General features: G+C 68.7%; 21 protein-coding genes. 10 read left to right on the forward strand and 11 right to left on the reverse strand.

The features are described from left to right. Positions 1-15: 15 nt before the first annotated feature. From P1K88_RS08460 to P1K88_RS08480, 5 genes are read right to left on the reverse strand one after another with little or no spacing between them, the layout of a single operon-like run. Entirely contained in the window at positions 16-756 is a 741-nt protein-coding gene (locus tag P1K88_RS08460) for an ABC transporter permease (RefSeq protein ID WP_276414021.1), read from the reverse strand. Then, positions 753-1694: an ABC transporter ATP-binding protein gene (locus P1K88_RS08465; RefSeq protein WP_276414022.1), complete on the reverse strand. Its 942-nt coding sequence runs from the start codon at positions 1692-1694 to the stop codon at positions 753-755. Before P1K88_RS08465 ends, P1K88_RS08460 begins: the two co-directional genes overlap by 4 nt. Positions 1695-1736: 42 nt before the next feature. Further along, on the reverse strand, positions 1737-1967 hold the full coding sequence (locus tag P1K88_RS08470) for an Rdx family protein (RefSeq protein WP_276414023.1): 231 nt from the start codon (positions 1965-1967) through the stop codon (positions 1737-1739). Between the two features lie 35 nt (positions 1968-2002). Continuing rightward, complete coding sequence (locus P1K88_RS08475) at positions 2003-2692, reverse strand: DUF7546 family protein (protein ID WP_276414024.1); 690 nt, start codon at positions 2690-2692, stop codon at positions 2003-2005. Then, on the reverse strand, positions 2689-4092 hold the full coding sequence (locus tag P1K88_RS08480; protein WP_276414025.1) for a heme o synthase: 1404 nt from the start codon (positions 4090-4092) through the stop codon (positions 2689-2691). Before P1K88_RS08480 ends, P1K88_RS08475 begins: the two co-directional genes overlap by 4 nt. A 131-nt stretch (positions 4093-4223) precedes the next feature. Here P1K88_RS08480 and coxB point away from each other — a divergent pair, with 131 nt between their 5' ends. Further along, on the forward strand, positions 4224-4949 hold the full coding sequence (coxB, locus tag P1K88_RS08485; RefSeq protein WP_276414026.1) for a cytochrome c oxidase subunit II: 726 nt from the start codon (positions 4224-4226) through the stop codon (positions 4947-4949). A 45-nt stretch (positions 4950-4994) separates the two neighbouring features. Continuing rightward, positions 4995-5429 (forward strand): MaoC family dehydratase, encoded by a 435-nt coding sequence (locus tag P1K88_RS08490; RefSeq protein WP_276414027.1) that lies wholly within the window; start codon positions 4995-4997, stop codon positions 5427-5429. Here P1K88_RS08490 and P1K88_RS08495 read toward each other — a convergent pair whose 3' ends face one another. Further along, a complete protein-coding gene (locus P1K88_RS08495) occupies positions 5430-6197 on the reverse strand; it encodes a CAP domain-containing protein (RefSeq protein WP_276414028.1) in 768 nt (255 codons plus the stop codon). A 138-nt stretch (positions 6198-6335) separates the two neighbouring features. Between P1K88_RS08495 and srp19 the strand changes: the two genes are divergently transcribed. Genes srp19 through P1K88_RS08510 form a run of 3 tightly spaced genes read left to right on the forward strand, consistent with a single transcriptional unit; the run spans position 6336 to position 7916 of the window. Beyond that, positions 6336-6614, forward strand: coding sequence for a signal recognition particle subunit SRP19 (gene srp19 / locus P1K88_RS08500; protein WP_276414029.1), 279 nt, complete (start codon positions 6336-6338; stop codon positions 6612-6614). Beyond that, positions 6611-6838 carry an H/ACA ribonucleoprotein complex subunit GAR1 gene (locus P1K88_RS08505; protein ID WP_276414030.1) on the forward strand — a complete coding sequence of 76 codons (228 nt, stop codon included), beginning with the start codon at positions 6611-6613 and terminating at the stop codon, positions 6836-6838. The genes srp19 and P1K88_RS08505 overlap by 4 nt, the downstream gene beginning before the upstream one ends. 46 nt (positions 6839-6884) lie before the next feature. After that, positions 6885-7916, forward strand: a complete 1032-nt coding sequence (locus P1K88_RS08510) for a presenilin family intramembrane aspartyl protease PSH (protein WP_276414031.1) — start codon at positions 6885-6887, stop codon at positions 7914-7916. An 8-nt stretch (positions 7917-7924) separates the two neighbouring features. Here the strand turns inward: P1K88_RS08510 and P1K88_RS08515 are convergent, their stop codons facing one another. After that, positions 7925-8932, reverse strand: coding sequence for an ornithine cyclodeaminase family protein (locus tag P1K88_RS08515; protein WP_276414032.1), 1008 nt, complete (start codon positions 8930-8932; stop codon positions 7925-7927). A 115-nt stretch (positions 8933-9047) separates the two neighbouring features. Beyond that, positions 9048-9266: a DUF8015 family protein gene (locus tag P1K88_RS08520; protein WP_276414033.1), complete on the reverse strand. Its 219-nt coding sequence runs from the start codon at positions 9264-9266 to the stop codon at positions 9048-9050. Between the two features lie 499 nt (positions 9267-9765). Between P1K88_RS08520 and P1K88_RS08525 the strand changes: the two genes are divergently transcribed. Continuing rightward, positions 9766-9930, forward strand: coding sequence for a DUF7331 family protein (locus tag P1K88_RS08525; protein WP_276414034.1), 165 nt, complete (start codon positions 9766-9768; stop codon positions 9928-9930). Between the two features lie 88 nt (positions 9931-10018). Here the strand turns inward: P1K88_RS08525 and P1K88_RS08530 are convergent, their stop codons facing one another. Next, positions 10019-10438, reverse strand: a complete 420-nt coding sequence (locus P1K88_RS08530; protein WP_276414035.1) for a DUF3054 domain-containing protein — start codon at positions 10436-10438, stop codon at positions 10019-10021. Positions 10439-10474: 36 nt separating this feature from the next. Further along, positions 10475-11038: a class I SAM-dependent methyltransferase gene (locus P1K88_RS08535; RefSeq protein WP_276414036.1), complete on the reverse strand. Its 564-nt coding sequence runs from the start codon at positions 11036-11038 to the stop codon at positions 10475-10477. A gap of 125 nt (positions 11039-11163) precedes the next feature. Here P1K88_RS08535 and P1K88_RS08540 point away from each other — a divergent pair, with 125 nt between their 5' ends. From P1K88_RS08540 to P1K88_RS08555, 4 genes are all read left to right on the forward strand, one after another. Continuing rightward, positions 11164-11316, forward strand: coding sequence for a hypothetical protein (locus P1K88_RS08540; protein ID WP_276414037.1), 153 nt, complete (start codon positions 11164-11166; stop codon positions 11314-11316). Positions 11317-11383: 67 nt separating this feature from the next. Continuing rightward, positions 11384-11905, forward strand: coding sequence for a GNAT family N-acetyltransferase (locus tag P1K88_RS08545; RefSeq protein ID WP_276414038.1), 522 nt, complete (start codon positions 11384-11386; stop codon positions 11903-11905). A 155-nt stretch (positions 11906-12060) separates the two neighbouring features. Further along, a complete protein-coding gene (gene fen / locus P1K88_RS08550) occupies positions 12061-13041 on the forward strand; it encodes a flap endonuclease-1 (RefSeq protein ID WP_276414039.1) in 981 nt (326 codons plus the stop codon). Between the two features lie 158 nt (positions 13042-13199). After that, the gene (locus tag P1K88_RS08555; RefSeq protein ID WP_276276968.1) at positions 13200-13343 is read left to right on the forward strand and encodes a hypothetical protein; all 144 of its coding nucleotides are present in this window, start codon (positions 13200-13202) and stop codon (positions 13341-13343) included. 49 nt (positions 13344-13392) lie between these two features. Here the strand turns inward: P1K88_RS08555 and P1K88_RS08560 are convergent, their stop codons facing one another. Further along, on the reverse strand, positions 13393-13950 hold the full coding sequence (locus P1K88_RS08560; RefSeq protein WP_276414040.1) for a hypothetical protein: 558 nt from the start codon (positions 13948-13950) through the stop codon (positions 13393-13395). Between the last annotated feature and the right edge of the window lie 45 nt (positions 13951-13995).

The raw sequence follows: 13995 nt of genomic DNA on the forward strand, positions 1-13995 counted from the left end.
GGTCGCCGCCCGCGGTCAGTCCGTCCGGGGGAGGAGTCGTGCGCCGACGGTGACGGCGACGACGGCACAGACCGCGAGGACGACGAGCGGCACTGCCGGGTCGCCGGTCCCCGTGGTGACCGTGCGAACGCCCCGCGAGAAGTAGGTCAGCGGTGAGAGCCACGTCGGGAGCCAGGCCGGCAGCAGCGCGGGCGGGACGAACGTCTCAGAGAGGAACAGGAGCGGGAGCGCGATGCCGTTGCTCGCCGAGATGACGCCGTCCTGGGAGCTCGCGAGGGACCCGAGCATCGCGCCGACGCCACAGAACAGCGCGACGCCGAGGACGACGAACGGGACCAAAAGCGGCGAGGGCTGGATCGTCGCGCCCGTCAGGACGACCATCAGGCCCAGGATGAGCAGGCCGGCCAGGCCGATGACGACGACGTTGACCAGCGTCTGGGCGAGCAGCCACTCCGGCCGGGTCAGCGGCGTCGTCGCCAGCTTCTCGAACCGGTTGCCGTCCCGGTGGCGGGCCACCTCGCTGCCGACCCGCGAGAGTGGCGTGAACAGCACGACGACGGCCAGGTAGCCGGGGACGTAGTAGGCCGGCGGTTCGGTGAACAGCCCCCCATCCCCGGGGCGCGTCTGGACGAGGACGCCGAAGATGACGACGATGATGACGGGGAAGAAGAACGTGAAAAAGACTGCGGTCCGCCGCCGGAGGAAGGCGAGCGCCGCGGCCCGCGTCTCGGCCCGCAGGCGACCGGTCCAGCTCACGCGAGGCCCTCCGCCGGGCGCTCGTCCGCTCGCGGTTCACCCCGCTGGCCGACCGCCGTCCCCGTCAGTTCGAGGTAGACGTCCTCCAGGTCCGGCTGACGCCAGGTGAGGCTGTCGTAGGCGACCCCCGCGTCCTCGAGCGTGTCGACGACGCTGGCGATGGCCTCCGGGCGGACGCCGGCGACGACCAGGCTGCCGTTCCTGACGGCCATCTCGGCGGGGTAGTCGATTCGGTCGGGCGTCGACTCGTCGAAGGTGCCCTCGACGACGAGCTGGCTTGACCCGCCGTGCTCGGCGACGAGCGCGTCGGGGTCGTCGAGCGCGACCAGCCGTCCGTCGGCGAGCAGCCCAACCCTGTCGGCCAGCCGGTGGGCCTCCTCCATGTAGTGGGTCGTGACGACGATGGTCACGCCGCGGTCTGCCAGCCCCTCGAGGAGGTCCCACAGCGCCCGCCGGCCCGCCGGGTCGATGCCCGTGGTCGGTTCGTCCAGCACGAGCAGGTCCGGGTCGTTGATGAGTGCGGTGGCCACGCAGACGCGCCGCTGCTGGCCGCCCGAGAGGTTCTCGTAGGCCGTTCCGGCGCTGCCCGCCAGGCCGACGTCGGCCAGCACGTCGTCGACGGCCAGCGTCTCGTCGTAGAGGCCGGCGTAGTACGTGAGCAGTTCCCGCGCCGTGAGGCGCTCGGCGGGCGTGAACGACTGGGGGAGCAGGCCGATTCGGTCGCGGTCGACCGCCGTCGGGGGCGTGCCGAACAGCTCGACCTCGCCTTCGGCGTCAGTCGTCCCCGTCAGCGCCCGGACCAGCGTCGTCTTTCCGGCGCCGTTGGGGCCGACCAGCGCGAGCACCTCGCCCGCGTGGGCCGACAGCGACACGCCGTCGAGTGCCACCGTCTCGTCGTACGCACGGCGGACGCCGGTGGCGACCAGTACCTCGTCCATGGTGGGGCGTCTGTTCCCGCCGCCGAAAGCCGTTCCGTTCTCCTACAGGCGGGCCCGGACATCGCGGACGATGTCGTCGACGTCGTAGTCGTCCTCGCTCTTCTCGTAGACTGTCTCGCCGTCCACGGCGACCCGAAACACGCCGTGGTCGCCGGTGACCAGGCTGACGCGGTCGAGGTCCCGTTCCAGCCCGTTCAGTATCGCCCGCTGGACGTCTAGCGCTCGCTCTCTGAACCCACAGGGCACGCAGTACTCGATGGTGACGTCGCTCATACCTGCTCCTTCGGGGCCAGCGACAAAGGTCTGTCCTACCGCCTGAGCCACCCGACGAGCGTGACGTCGAAGCGGTTGACGGCATAGAGGAGGCCGACCGAGACGAGGAAGACGGCCGTGGACGCGCCGTAGGACTGGTTCGTCGCGACGGCCGAGAGCGTCGCGCTCGCCCCGACGACGCCGCCGACCACCGAGGCGACGATGGGCAGGACACAGCTCACACACGAAAACAGGCCGAGGACACCGCCGGCGAGGCCGCCGCTGGCGTTCAGCACCGTGATGTAGACCAGGTACGACAGCGTGAGGTAACCCAGGACCTTCCACGGCATCAACACGACGGCCAGCGGCGACCCGCTGTAGACGACGGTCGGCGAGAACCCGGGCGGGGCCGCCAGCACGAACCGGAGGCCGGTGCCCTGGCCCCCGAGGCCGGCGACGCCGCCGATCCAGGCCAGCAGGAGGCCGTAGCCGACCGCCACGGCCAGGCCGACGAACCGGCGTCGCCGTGGCACCGAGGGTGGACGGACCCGCCAGAACACCAGCGCGGCGACGTTGAGCCAGACGAACGGAAAGGCGAGCAGGAACCAGTCGGTGGCCGGGTCCGGAACCAGCGTGAGATACAGGAAGACCGCCAGCAGCTCGGCGTTCAGGACAGCCGCGACGACGAACAGCGACTGGCCGTCGGGGACGAACCTGCGCGGGTCGATACTGGTGGTGGTGCTCATAGGACGAGTGCGTCGACGACGACGGCCAGCAGCAGCGCCCCCAAGTACGCGTTTGAGGCGTGGAACGCCCGGAAGGCCGCCTGCTCGGTCTGCTCGCGGTGGAGGCGGACGACCGCCCACAGGAACACCGCGCCCAGCACCGCCGAGGTCAGCGAGTACAGCGCGCCCAGCGACGTCAGCGCCGCCAGCACGCCGGAGGCGACCAGCGTCGCCCCGAGGTAGTAGACGATGTGTTTCCGGGTGACCGTCTCGCCGCGGACGACGGGCATCATCGGGAAGCCACCGGCCTCGTAGTCGTCCTTGTACGCCAGCGCGAGGTTGTAGAAGTGTGCGGGCGTCCACAGGAAGATGACGCCGGCGAGCACCAGGCCCGGCAGTCCGATCGTCCCCTCGACGGCGGCCCACCCGATGAGCGCCGGGAGCGACCCCGCCGCACCGCCAAGTACCGTGTTCTGGACGGTGTTGGGCTTCAGCACCAGCGTGTAGATGACGCTGTAGAACAGGATGGCCGCCAGCCCGAGCGCGGCCGCCAGTGGGTTGACCAGCCAGAACAGCGCGAGCGAGGCGACCGCCAGCGCGACGCCGAAGGACATCGCGTTTCGGACCGGTATCTGGTGGGTCGCGATGGGCCGGTCGGAGGTCCGGTCCATGCGCTTGTCGACGTCACGCTCCAGCACGTGGTTGAACGTGCCCGACGAGCCGATGGCCAGGACCCCGCCGCCCAGGGTCAAAAGCACCGTCCTGAGCGACAGCTGCGGGCCGGCGGCCAGCGCCATCGCGGCGGCGGCGACCAGACACAGCAGCCACATCAGCCGCGGCTTTGTCAGCCGGACGTACGCCGACGCCGTGGCGACGAGGCGTTCGCGCGTGGTCAACGACGCCGGCGGCGACGGGGCCGGGTCGTCGGCGCCGTCGGCCGGCATCGGGTCCGGCGAGGGGTTCCGCACGGGGTCCTCGTCGTCGCTCCCTGTCTCGGCCTCCAGGTGCCAGGCCAGCGCCAGGACGAACGCGGTGAAGATTCCCATCCCGACGGCGAGGTGTGCGCCGGGGAGCTGGCCGGTGGCTCCGGACGTGGCGACGAACGCACCGAGGGCCACCTGCACGGGATAGAGGCCGAGCGCGAGCACCAGTGCGGCTTTCACCCGTGGCCGGGTCGCGGCTCTGAGCCCGGCCACGACCGTCGCGAGTGCGAGGACGCCCACGACGGCCGCCGTCAGTCGGTGGCCGCGGGCGATCAGCAGTGCCGGGTCGTTCAGGCTCACGGGACCTCGACACAGCGGCCAGGTCGTACAGGCGGTCACGGCGTCGGTGACCGCGCTCGTCGCGCCGGCGATGACCAGGAGGTAGACGCCGACAGCGGTGGCCGCCAGCAGTCCGGAGAACCGCCGGGTCTCTGCCATTAGTCGTTTCTTCGGTCCGGTGCACTTAGACCCCGCGCTTTTTCCCGCGCGACTGGAATCCGGAAGCCCGAGACGGGACCCGCCAGATGGAAGACAGCAGTTATTTATCTCCCAACTCCTAACCCGCGAATATGACTCGGAAACGTGCCGGCCTGGTCGCGCTGTTCGGCGTGGCGTTGCTCGCGCTCGCCGTCGAACCGGCCGCCGCGCAGACAGCGGACTCGACGACGGAGAGTCTCATCTGGGGCCTGAACCAGAACCTGCTTTACGTCGCGATTCCCATCACCGTACTCGTCGAAGGGATTCTCGTCTACACCGTCTGGCGGTTCCGGAACAAGGAAGAAGCGCTCCCGACCATGGAGAACCGCCGCCTCGAGATCACCTGGACCATCGCGACGGCCATCATCCTGCTGTTCGTCGGCGTCGCCTCCTACCAGGTGATGGCGAGTCCCTACGTGACCGCCTCGGCCGGAGACAGCGCCGAACTGGCCGATCAGGACCCCGAACGCATCGAAGTCGTCGCCCAGCGCTACGGCTGGACGTTCAACTACGGGCAGACCGACGTCTCGACGCAGGGCACCCTGCGCATCCCGGCCGACCAGGAGGTGGTCCTGCGGATAACCTCGACCGACTGGCTCCACGCGTTCCACGTCCCGGGCCTGGGCCTGAAGTCCGACGCGTTCCCCGGCCAGCACAACACCATCCGGACGGTCGCCAACGGCCCCGGCACGTACCAGCTCTACTGTGCGGAGTACTGTGGCTCCGGCCACTCCCAGATGCTGGGCACCGTCGAGGTGCTGCCCCAGGACGAGTACGACCAGTGGCTCCAGAGCCAGCAAAACGAGACCGCGAACTGATTTTCCCGGCCAAACCGTTACCTCGGTCCCGGCCGTGACCCCGACATGGAGTTCTACGACGACCTCTCGGTCGGTGATACGTCGTCTTTCGGCACCTACCAGGTCACGCGCGACGAGATCGTCTCCTTCGCCCGGCAGTACGACCCCCAGCCGTTCCACACCGACGAAGCCGCCGCCGAGTCCTCGATGTTCGGTGGCCTGGTCGCCAGCGGGTGGCACACGGCCGCGATGACGATGCGCCTGCTCGTCGACAACTACCTCTCCGGGTCCGGGGCGCTGGGCGCCCTGGGCGTCGACGAGCTCCGCTGGCCCACCCCGGTCGAACCGGGCGACGAGCTCGCGGTACGTATCGAGATCCTCGAGAAGGATGTCTGGGACGAAACCAGGGGGCGCGTCGCCACCGAGATCACGACGACGAACGACGACGGGGCCGTCGTCCTCTCGATGGTCGCGCAGGTCCTGTGGCGTCGCCGAGACTAATCAGCCACAGACGTTCGCCGTCGCGTAGACGTTCCCGGTGTTGGTGATGGTGACGCCAACACCCATGCGCTCGATGCCCGGGAGGAGGAGTCGATCGCGGTAGATGTTGGAGGCCATCCAGTCGTCGACGATGGCCCTGGCCACCGCGCGGTCGTCCTCGAGGAACCGCTCCTCACCGTCGACCGTGTAGGTCTGTCCGGCCACGACCTTCCCGATGGCCTCGAACTGGTTGCGCTCGGGGTTGTCGGGCTTGACGACGTAACTCCCCTTCTCGGACTCGTAGACGCAGGTCTCGTAGAGGTCGTGTTGGCGGTACCGGTCGGCGCTCGAGACACCGTCGATCTCGTGAACGACGCGCCCGGCCGACGCCATGTCGGTGCTGTGGTCCATCGCGAGGTCGTTCAGCTCACCGGCGGTCGTGCCGGTAATCTGGAGCGGGTCCAGCCCCCTGGACTGTCGCTCCTCGTTGATGAACTGCTCGACGTACTCGGTGACGTTGTCGTCGTTGAACTGGCGCGGCGAGACCGGAGTCTGAGCCGTCTCAGTCTCCGTTTCGGCCGGTTCGTCGTCTGACGTCGGCGTCTCGGTCGCCGCTGTGCCGTCGCTGTCGTTACCCGTCGGTGTCTGCGTCGGTTCGTCGGGCGCGCCGCCGTCGGCCACTGCCGGCGCCGGACTGCCACCGCCGATCTGCATACCGATGAGGGCGCCGACACCGACCGCAGAGAGCAGGACGATTATCCCGACCACGATGATACCCTTGTTAACCATCTCGAAACCGGGTAGACGACGTGAGTATGTAAGTGTAAGGTCGATTCTACCGCGGTGACGAGGTCCTCCCTAAGTTGCGACCCGGAACCCACCTGTCGGTTCGGAAAGGCACATAAGGGTACGGTGGCGACGTTCGGTATGGTCGACAACGTCATCTGGCCGGCGGCGCTCGACGCCGGGGCCACCCGAAGCGAAGGGCGACGCGTCGCCCTGGACCTCGCGGTGGAGGACCCCACCGTCGACGAGATCGCCAAGGCGGTCCAGCAAGTCGGGTACGACTCGGTCATCGAACGGGACAAGACGTACCCGCGCGAGTACGAACAGCGGGGCCGGGTGCTGGTGAAAAACGCCGACGACGCGAGCAAGAGCGATCTGCTCGGTGCCGTGGCGGCGTACCTCCAGGTACTGCGCGAATGAGACGCGTCGGGGCCGTCGTCCGGACTGCACAGGGCCTGGCCGTCGTCCGGGCACCCGACGAGACCTACGCGGACGTCGGGACGGGCGTCCTCGACGAGGACTTGCGCCGGGTCGGCACCGTCGTCGACGTCTTCGGGCCGGTCGAGCGACCCTACCTCGCGGTCGACCCGACGGACGCGGTGCACCTGCCCGGCCTGCTCGGACAGACGCTGTACGCCCGCTGAGTCGTGGCTTCGAAACGCTGAAACCGACGCTCGCCGACCGTCCGGTATGGACACGCGCTGGCGAGTGGCCGCCGCGAGCGGGCTCATCGCACTCATCTTCCTGGTCGTCCAGCTGGGGGCGCTGGCGCTGGTCGAGCCCTTCCAGTCGGCGGGCTACCAGGCCGTCGAGGACCCGTCGGACCCGACCAACAGCCTCGCGTACGTCTTCGCCATCCTCGTCGCGACGGCGGTGATGCTGGCGGCGTTCAAGTTCAACGTCGACCAGCTCATCCGCGCGGTCATCGTCTTCTCGGGCGCCTGGCTCTCGCTGTTCGTCTTCCGGGTGGTGGTCCCCCCGGTCCTGACCGTCGGCGGGCTCAACGTCGTCGCCTGGGGCCTCGCGGCACTGATCGCGGTCGGCCTGCTGGTCTACCCGGAGTGGTACGTCATCGACGCCGCCGGCGCGGTGATGGGTGCGGCGGCCGCGGGCCTGTTCGGTATCAGCTTCGGCGTCCTCCCGGCGCTCGTCTTACTCACTGTCCTGGCCGTCTACGACGCCATCAGCGTCTACGGGACCGAGCACATGCTGACGCTGGCCTCCGGCGTGATGGACCTGCGCGTCCCCGTGGTGCTGGTGATTCCCCTCTCGCTCTCGTACTCGTTCCTCGACGCCGAGACGCCCGCACCTGACGAGGACGACGACGCGGACGGGCCCAGCGCCGACCCGGCTCTCGCCGACGGCGAGGGAGCATCCGGGCCCGACGAGAGCCGGGCCGACGCGAGTACCGGCGGGCCACTGGACCGGGACGCGCTCTTTATCGGCCTCGGCGACGCGGTCATCCCGTCGGTGCTGGTCGCGAGTTCGGCGTTCTTCGCCCCGGCGGGCGTCGCCACCGTCCTGGGCGTCCCCTTGCCGGCCGTGACGGCGATGGTCGGCACCTTCGCCGGCCTGGCGGTGCTGCTCTGGATGGTCCTCAAGGGCCGGGCCCACGCCGGGCTCCCGCTGTTGAACGGCGGGACCATCGCGGGGTACCTCGTCGGTGCGCTCGCGGCGGGTATCACGCTGGTCGACGCGCTGGGGCTCGCGCCGTACCTGTGAGTCTCCGGTTACCGGCCGGTGAGCGCCTGGCTCGCCGGGGCGAACGCGATCTCCTCGCCCAGTCCCGCTTCGAGCGCGCGGTCGTAGAGCAACTTACCGGCCGCCACCGTCTCGATGGCCGTCCCGCCGGAGTCGAAGACGGTCACGTCGTCGCGTGACTCCCTGCCGGGGGCCGAGCCGGCGACGACGTCGCCCAGTTCGGCGTGGACGTGGTCCTCGTCGACCACGCCCGCCTCCAGCGCCGCGATGAACGACCCGGCGTCCCGCGTGACGCGGGCCCGGAGGTCGGGTACGTACGTCGCCCGCGCGACAGTCTCGGCGTCGAGCTCGCGCTTCTCGGGATGGTACTGTCCCATCGCTGTGACGTGCGCGCCGTCCTCGAGCACCGCCCCGTCGAAGACCGGTTCGCTCGCGGTGGTCGCGGTGACGACCACGTCGGCCCCCTCGACGGCGGCGGCGGAGGACGCCACGGCCGCCACCGTCGGGTCGAGCTCCTCGTTCAGCTCCGCGGCGAACGCCTGGCGGTGCTCCGGGGTCGGGGAGTACACCTCGACCCGGTCGAAGTCCCGCACCGTGACGGCCGCGCGGACCTGACCCCGGGCCTGTGCGCCGCTGCCGATGATCGCGAGGTCAGTGGCGTCAGCACGCGCGAGCGCGTCGATTCCGACCGCGCCGGCCGCGCCCGTCTTGAACGGGTTCATGCTCGCCCCGTCGACGAGGGCCAGCGGCGCGCCCGACTCGGCGTCGAATATCGGGAGCGCGAAGTGGGCGTCCTGGGCCCCGAAGCCGGCGGCGTAGGTGTACCCGCCCATCGCGCCCGTCTCCGGGAGGATAGCGAGGTAGCCGGTCAGCATGCCACCGGGGGCATCGTTGAACAGCGTCGTGCGTGGCTCTGCCGGGGCGCCCTCGCCCCGCTCGCGGTACCCCTCACGGACCGCGTCGACGTACTCGGCGGGCGTCGCCAGGTCGGCGACGTCGTCGCTGGTGAGAAATAGCGCGGTCGAATCAGCTGTCATGTGTCGGTGTTTGCCCGAGCGGGCCTTAACCCATGTGGCGGGTGATCGAACGGGAAAATTCTCGAGCAATCGCTCGGAACTGGACGGAGGAAAGAACGCTGACGGGTTCAGCGACTCAGTCGGCGGTCTGGAGCGACTCTGCCTGCGAGGTGTCGGTCGGGGTCGGGTCGACCGGGGCACGGACGAACATCGCGTGACCGATGAGGCCGACGGCGACGACTGACGCCAGCGGAATCGCGGTCGTGAGTTCGAAGCCGGAGAGCGTGAGCCCACCAGTGATGCCTGCCATCGCGAGCGGGATGAGACCGAGGACAACGTCGTAGTAACCCGTCATGAGTACGATTATTCCTATGTACCATGGGTACATAAGTGTTTCCCGTAGCCAACAGATAGTATTCTCAGTAGGTACTAAGTAGTTATTGTGTACCCAAGGAAAAACTAACTCATAACTTATGAGTCGAATCTGTGTGGAAACTTCCGGTAACGTCCTCCTACCGTTTATATTGTGCCGGGTGAGCGGCACCCGGACTGGGGCGGGCGCACTCGCACACAGTGGAGTTCGCGTTCTATCTGGTCGTCGGACCAGTGGATCTGGGGGGCGGCCGCCAGTGCCAGCGGAGGACACAGCGTATCGAGGCGTAAGAACAGCCCCCTGGACACTCTCAGCGGTTCGCAGGCGACGAGGACGTCCCTCGGTTCCGTCGCGGTCGGGCCCGCCACTCGTCGCGGGAGCCGATTTTCCCCGCTGATAATCGGGAAGGAGCGCTTATTATGTGAGACCGGATACCACGATATGGAGGGACAGTGCGGCAAGGGACCTGTCCTCAGCATCAATGAGCACCAACGCTACGGACGATACCGCCGACGTCGCGGGGAACGCGAAGACGCGATACGCCGAGTTGAGCATCGGAGACGACGAGTTCGTCATCTACGACCGTGAGAACCACCAGGCGTGGATCCAGTCCTCGAAGACAGTCCCGGTAGGCGACCTTCGATAGCCACGTCACCCCTGGCGTGGGGCCGGGCCCCGGCGACAGCCGCCGCCGGACGCTGCGTGTGACACCCCCTTCCCGGAGCCACCTTTTTTTACTCTGATAAGATCAGCGTCGCGAGCAGGCGCCACCCACAGAGGAGCGCCCCCCCGACGACCGTCGAGACGAGCGCGAACGTGAGCGCGGCGTCCCCGTGGAACACCGCGGTGGCCCGGAGCAGCTGGGCGACGACCACGGCGACGACCCACCCGCCGAACGTCGCCGCGAGGGTCCGCCCCGGTGGCAAGTGCGACCGGGCGGCGTAGAACCCGCCGGCGACGGCGACGAGTCCCCACCCGACGAGAAACGGGGCCAGCGTCCCGCCGACCCGGCCGGGGTTTACCAGCGGGTCGATGCCGTGTGAGTACTCGCCGGCGACGACGAAGACCAGGAGCGCGAGCACGTCCCCGAGCGCGAGCACGGCGGTCCTGGACGACAGTTCGACTCGACCGCTCTCGACCGTCGAGACGCTCATACCCGCCGTTGGGGATGGCGGTACTTTGCTCTCCCGCTATCGACGGCCGGCGACCGTGTAGGCGAACCCACCCTCGACGACCGTCGGTGTCAGTCCGGCGTCGTTCATCGCGGACGAGAGGTCCGACGGCGTGTAGAACGCCGAGTCGAACCCGACGAGCCGCTCGGCGGCGACCAGGCCCCGGCCGCGCACGGTGGTCGGGTCGAACTCCCTGACGACGAGGACGCCACCGGGGCGCAGGACCCGGGCCGCCTCGGCGAACACCGCGTCCACCTCCCGGATGTGATGGAGCGCGTCGACCACGAAGACGGCGTCGACGGCCGCCGAGCGAACCGGCAGTCGCGTGGCGTCGCCGACGACCCCGGCGATGCCGTTCTCGTGCGCCCGGGCGATCATCCCCGGCGCGGCGTCGACCACCGTCCGTTCGGGGACGTCAAGTCGCCTGACGGCCCGCCCCGGGCCCCCGCCCACGTCCAGCGCGTGTGCTATCTCCCGGTCGGCGACGGCGAGTCCCGCACGGAGCTTGCTCACGCGTGCGCGGGGCATCACCAGGTCGTAGGCTCGTGCGAACCGGTCGAACCGGTCGACGTCGGCGTGCATGTCCCCTCGTTCGCGACCCGGGTACTTACAGGCCCGTCCCCCGGCGGCGGCCGCGGTCACAGTGAGAGCGGGTCCCGCCCAGCAGGCCCATAACCGCCCGGCCCGTAGCATCTCGCGCTCCCCACATGATTCCACCACTCGCCCGGCGCTGTCCCGCGTGTGGCTACTGGACCTGGAGCCGGCGGTTCGCCGCGGTTCCGGACGCGGACCCGCGACGCGTGACCTGTCCCGCCTGTGGCCACCAGTTCCAGGTGCCCGACGACCCGCGGGTGCTCTGAGCGGTGCGAGGGTTCTCGTCGTCTTCGGACTCCAAACGTACTTTTCGCCGGGCGACGACTCCCGGATATGGAGTTCGCCCTGCTGGGCTGGCCAGAGGACGGCCATCGCCTCCGTCTGGACCACGAGCACTTCGCCTACGCCGGGAAGTTCGTGATGACCACGACGGGGAAGGCCGTCGTCGGCGACGACGGCGTCGTCGCGGCCGCCGCGTTCGATGCCGACCGGACCGACCCTGACACCCTCTGTATCCGCTACGTCACGGTCCGTGAGGACCGGCGGGGCGAGGGAATCGGGAGCGAGTTGCTCCGCTTCGTCAGGGGGCGGGCTGTCGACCGGGGCTACGAGCGGGTCACGATCGGCGTCAACAACCCCTTCTCGTACCAGGCTGCCTACAAGGCTGAGTTTGCCTACACCGGGACCGAGCAGGGACTGGGCGAACTCGAACTCGCGTGGCCGGGTGACCGATCCGCCGGGCGCTATCAGGCGGGCCTCGATGCGTTCCGCGAGCGTGACCTCTCCCAGGAAGAAGCGGCCTTCCTGCGCGCACACGAGGGGACCGCTCCGCCGCACGCAGACGAGGGTGGGTGAGGGGCGGCCACGATCGGCGACGCCTCGCGTCGCTCCAACATCCTGCACTGCCCTCCACGGCTCCCTTCGGTCGCCGTTCCGGTTCGAGACGCCGACCGAAGGGAGGCGTCTCGCTACCCGGGAGCTTCAAACCGATGTCGGCCCAACCTCCGCCGATGGGAAACGCAGACCTCCGCTCGCTCGCAGTCATCGAGGACGTCTCGTTCGACGACCTGGACGGGAGCGTCGTCGCCGTCGACGCCCACAACTGGCTCTACCGGTATCTCACGACCACGGTGAAGTTCACCGGCGACGGGAAGTACACCACCGCCGACGGCGAGGAGGTGGCCAACCTCATCGGCGTCGTCCAGGGCCTGCCGAAGTTCTTCGAGCACGACCTGACGCCCGTGTTCGTCTTCGACGGGGCCGTCACCGACCTCAAGGACGACGAGGTCCAGAAGCGACGCGAGCAACGCGAGCGATACGAGGCGGAATTAGAGGCGGCCCGTGAGGCCGGCGACGCCGTGCGCGCGGCGAAGCTCGACTCGCGGACCCAGCGCCTGACCGCGACCATCGTCGAGACCACCCGTGACCTGCTCGACCTGCTCGACGTGCCCGTCGTCGACGCGCCCGCCGAGGGTGAAGGCCAGGCCGCCTACATGGCGCGAAAGGGCGACGTCGACTACGCCGGCACCGAGGACTACGACGCGCTGTTGTTCGGGGCGCCGTTCACGCTTCGCCAGCTCACCTCGAGTGGCGACCCCGAACTGATGGACTTCGAGGCGACCCTGGAGCGCCACGACCTCACCTGGGAGCAACTCGTCGACGCCGCCATCCTCATGGGGACGGACTTCAACGAGGGCGTCGCCGGCATCGGACCCAAGACGGCCGTCAAGACACTCCACGAGCACGGCGACCTCTATGGCGTCCTGGAGGCCCGCGGCGAGCACATCGACCACGCCGACCGCATCCGCGACCTCTTTCTCGACCCCGCGGTCACCGACGACTACAGCGTCCGGACGGACCTGGACCCGGACGTCGACGCGGCCCGGCGGTTCGTCACCGAGGAGTGGGAGGTCGACGCCGACGAGGTCGCTCGCGGGTTCGAACGCATCGAGGAGTCGATGGTCCAGACCGGGCTGGACCGCTGGACGTGATGCGCAAACCCGCCGGGAGACTGGGTAATACGACCTTACTCCGGGTTTGAACGTCATTACTCCAGTTCCGTTGACGCAAACTATCTAGCGGGTCAGACGCGGGGGTTCTATACACATAGCGACCACGCTCATACGCCTCTCCCCGTTCTATACAGTTGATGAGTGACGCAGTGTACCTGGTCCAGAACAACGGCGAAACCCGAATCGAGCTCGACGAAGAGAGTTATGATCGGATTATCGACAGCCCCCGGGCGAAGGTTATCGGGCACCGCCGCAACGGTCCCATCGTGAAGATCCGGTAACCACCTCTCGTCGCCCTGCGGCACCGCTCGCGAAGTACCGACGCCACCCTCAGGATTCCTCGATCAGCTGGTCCCTGAGCTGTCGTATTCGCTGCTGGAGGCGCTCGACCTGTTCGTCGACCTGGCTCTCCGCCTCCCGCTGGATCCCCTCGAGCTGGCGTTCGGTCTCCTCGAGGAACGACAGCGTCTGTGACTCGAAGTCTTCGTGGACCGCAAGCAGCATCTCGAGTTGCTTATCGACCGTCTCGAGGTACGACGCCGACGCGTCCTCGAGGCCCTCCACGCTCGACTCCGCGGCCTCGACGGCCTGCTGTCCGGCTTCGCTCGCCGCGTCGAACTGCCCGTCGATGGCCGTCCTGACCTGGTCGATGCCCGCCGCCGATTCCGGGACGAGCTGTTCGATAACGTCGAGGGTCTGGTGGAGCGTCTCTCGGGTGGTCTCGGCACCGCGCTCGTTCATGTCCGCCCCGCTCTCGAGGCCCGAAAGCATCGCGCGATTGAGCTGGCGCTGGAACTCGAGGCTGTGTGTCAGTGCGCGCTGGCTCCCCTCTATGGTCTGGCGCTGGAACTCGAAGGCCGACTGGAACGGGTTCGTGTCGTCCGCCATACGGGGCCGTAACGCCGCGATATCACATCAAGCCTCGCCTGGAGG

Source organism: Haloarcula halobia (assembly GCF_029338255.1).
In the GTDB taxonomy this organism is placed as follows: Archaea; Halobacteriota; Halobacteria; order Halobacteriales; family Haloarculaceae; genus Haloarcula; species Haloarcula halobia.

Bases quoted from the DNA above. Each gene is read 5' to 3' on its own strand.
- P1K88_RS08465 (WP_276414022.1), bottom strand. From the start codon at position 1,694: ATGGACGAGGTACTGGTCGCCACCGGCGTCCGCCGTGCGTACGACGAG.
- P1K88_RS08470 (WP_276414023.1), bottom strand. From the start codon at position 1,967: ATGAGCGACGTCACCATCGAGTACTGCGTGCCCTGTGGGTTCAGAGAG.
- P1K88_RS08475 (WP_276414024.1), bottom strand. From the start codon at position 2,692: ATGAGCACCACCACCAGTATCGACCCGCGCAGGTTCGTCCCCGACGGC.
- P1K88_RS08480 (WP_276414025.1), bottom strand. From the start codon at position 4,092: ATGGCAGAGACCCGGCGGTTCTCCGGACTGCTGGCGGCCACCGCTGTC.
- coxB (WP_276414026.1), top strand. From the start codon at position 4,224: ATGACTCGGAAACGTGCCGGCCTGGTCGCGCTGTTCGGCGTGGCGTTG.
- P1K88_RS08490 (WP_276414027.1), top strand. From the start codon at position 4,995: ATGGAGTTCTACGACGACCTCTCGGTCGGTGATACGTCGTCTTTCGGC.
- P1K88_RS08495 (WP_276414028.1), bottom strand. From the start codon at position 6,197: ATGGTTAACAAGGGTATCATCGTGGTCGGGATAATCGTCCTGCTCTCT.
- srp19 (WP_276414029.1), top strand. From the start codon at position 6,336: ATGGTCGACAACGTCATCTGGCCGGCGGCGCTCGACGCCGGGGCCACC.
- P1K88_RS08505 (WP_276414030.1), top strand. From the start codon at position 6,611: ATGAGACGCGTCGGGGCCGTCGTCCGGACTGCACAGGGCCTGGCCGTC.
- P1K88_RS08510 (WP_276414031.1), top strand. From the start codon at position 6,885: ATGGACACGCGCTGGCGAGTGGCCGCCGCGAGCGGGCTCATCGCACTC.
- P1K88_RS08515 (WP_276414032.1), bottom strand. From the start codon at position 8,932: ATGACAGCTGATTCGACCGCGCTATTTCTCACCAGCGACGACGTCGCC.
- P1K88_RS08520 (WP_276414033.1), bottom strand. From the start codon at position 9,266: ATGACGGGTTACTACGACGTTGTCCTCGGTCTCATCCCGCTCGCGATG.
- P1K88_RS08525 (WP_276414034.1), top strand. From the start codon at position 9,766: ATGAGCACCAACGCTACGGACGATACCGCCGACGTCGCGGGGAACGCG.
- P1K88_RS08530 (WP_276414035.1), bottom strand. From the start codon at position 10,438: ATGAGCGTCTCGACGGTCGAGAGCGGTCGAGTCGAACTGTCGTCCAGG.
- P1K88_RS08535 (WP_276414036.1), bottom strand. From the start codon at position 11,038: ATGCACGCCGACGTCGACCGGTTCGACCGGTTCGCACGAGCCTACGAC.
- P1K88_RS08540 (WP_276414037.1), top strand. From the start codon at position 11,164: ATGATTCCACCACTCGCCCGGCGCTGTCCCGCGTGTGGCTACTGGACC.
- P1K88_RS08545 (WP_276414038.1), top strand. From the start codon at position 11,384: ATGGAGTTCGCCCTGCTGGGCTGGCCAGAGGACGGCCATCGCCTCCGT.
- fen (WP_276414039.1), top strand. From the start codon at position 12,061: ATGGGAAACGCAGACCTCCGCTCGCTCGCAGTCATCGAGGACGTCTCG.
- P1K88_RS08555 (WP_276276968.1), top strand. From the start codon at position 13,200: ATGAGTGACGCAGTGTACCTGGTCCAGAACAACGGCGAAACCCGAATC.
- P1K88_RS08560 (WP_276414040.1), bottom strand. From the start codon at position 13,950: ATGGCGGACGACACGAACCCGTTCCAGTCGGCCTTCGAGTTCCAGCGC.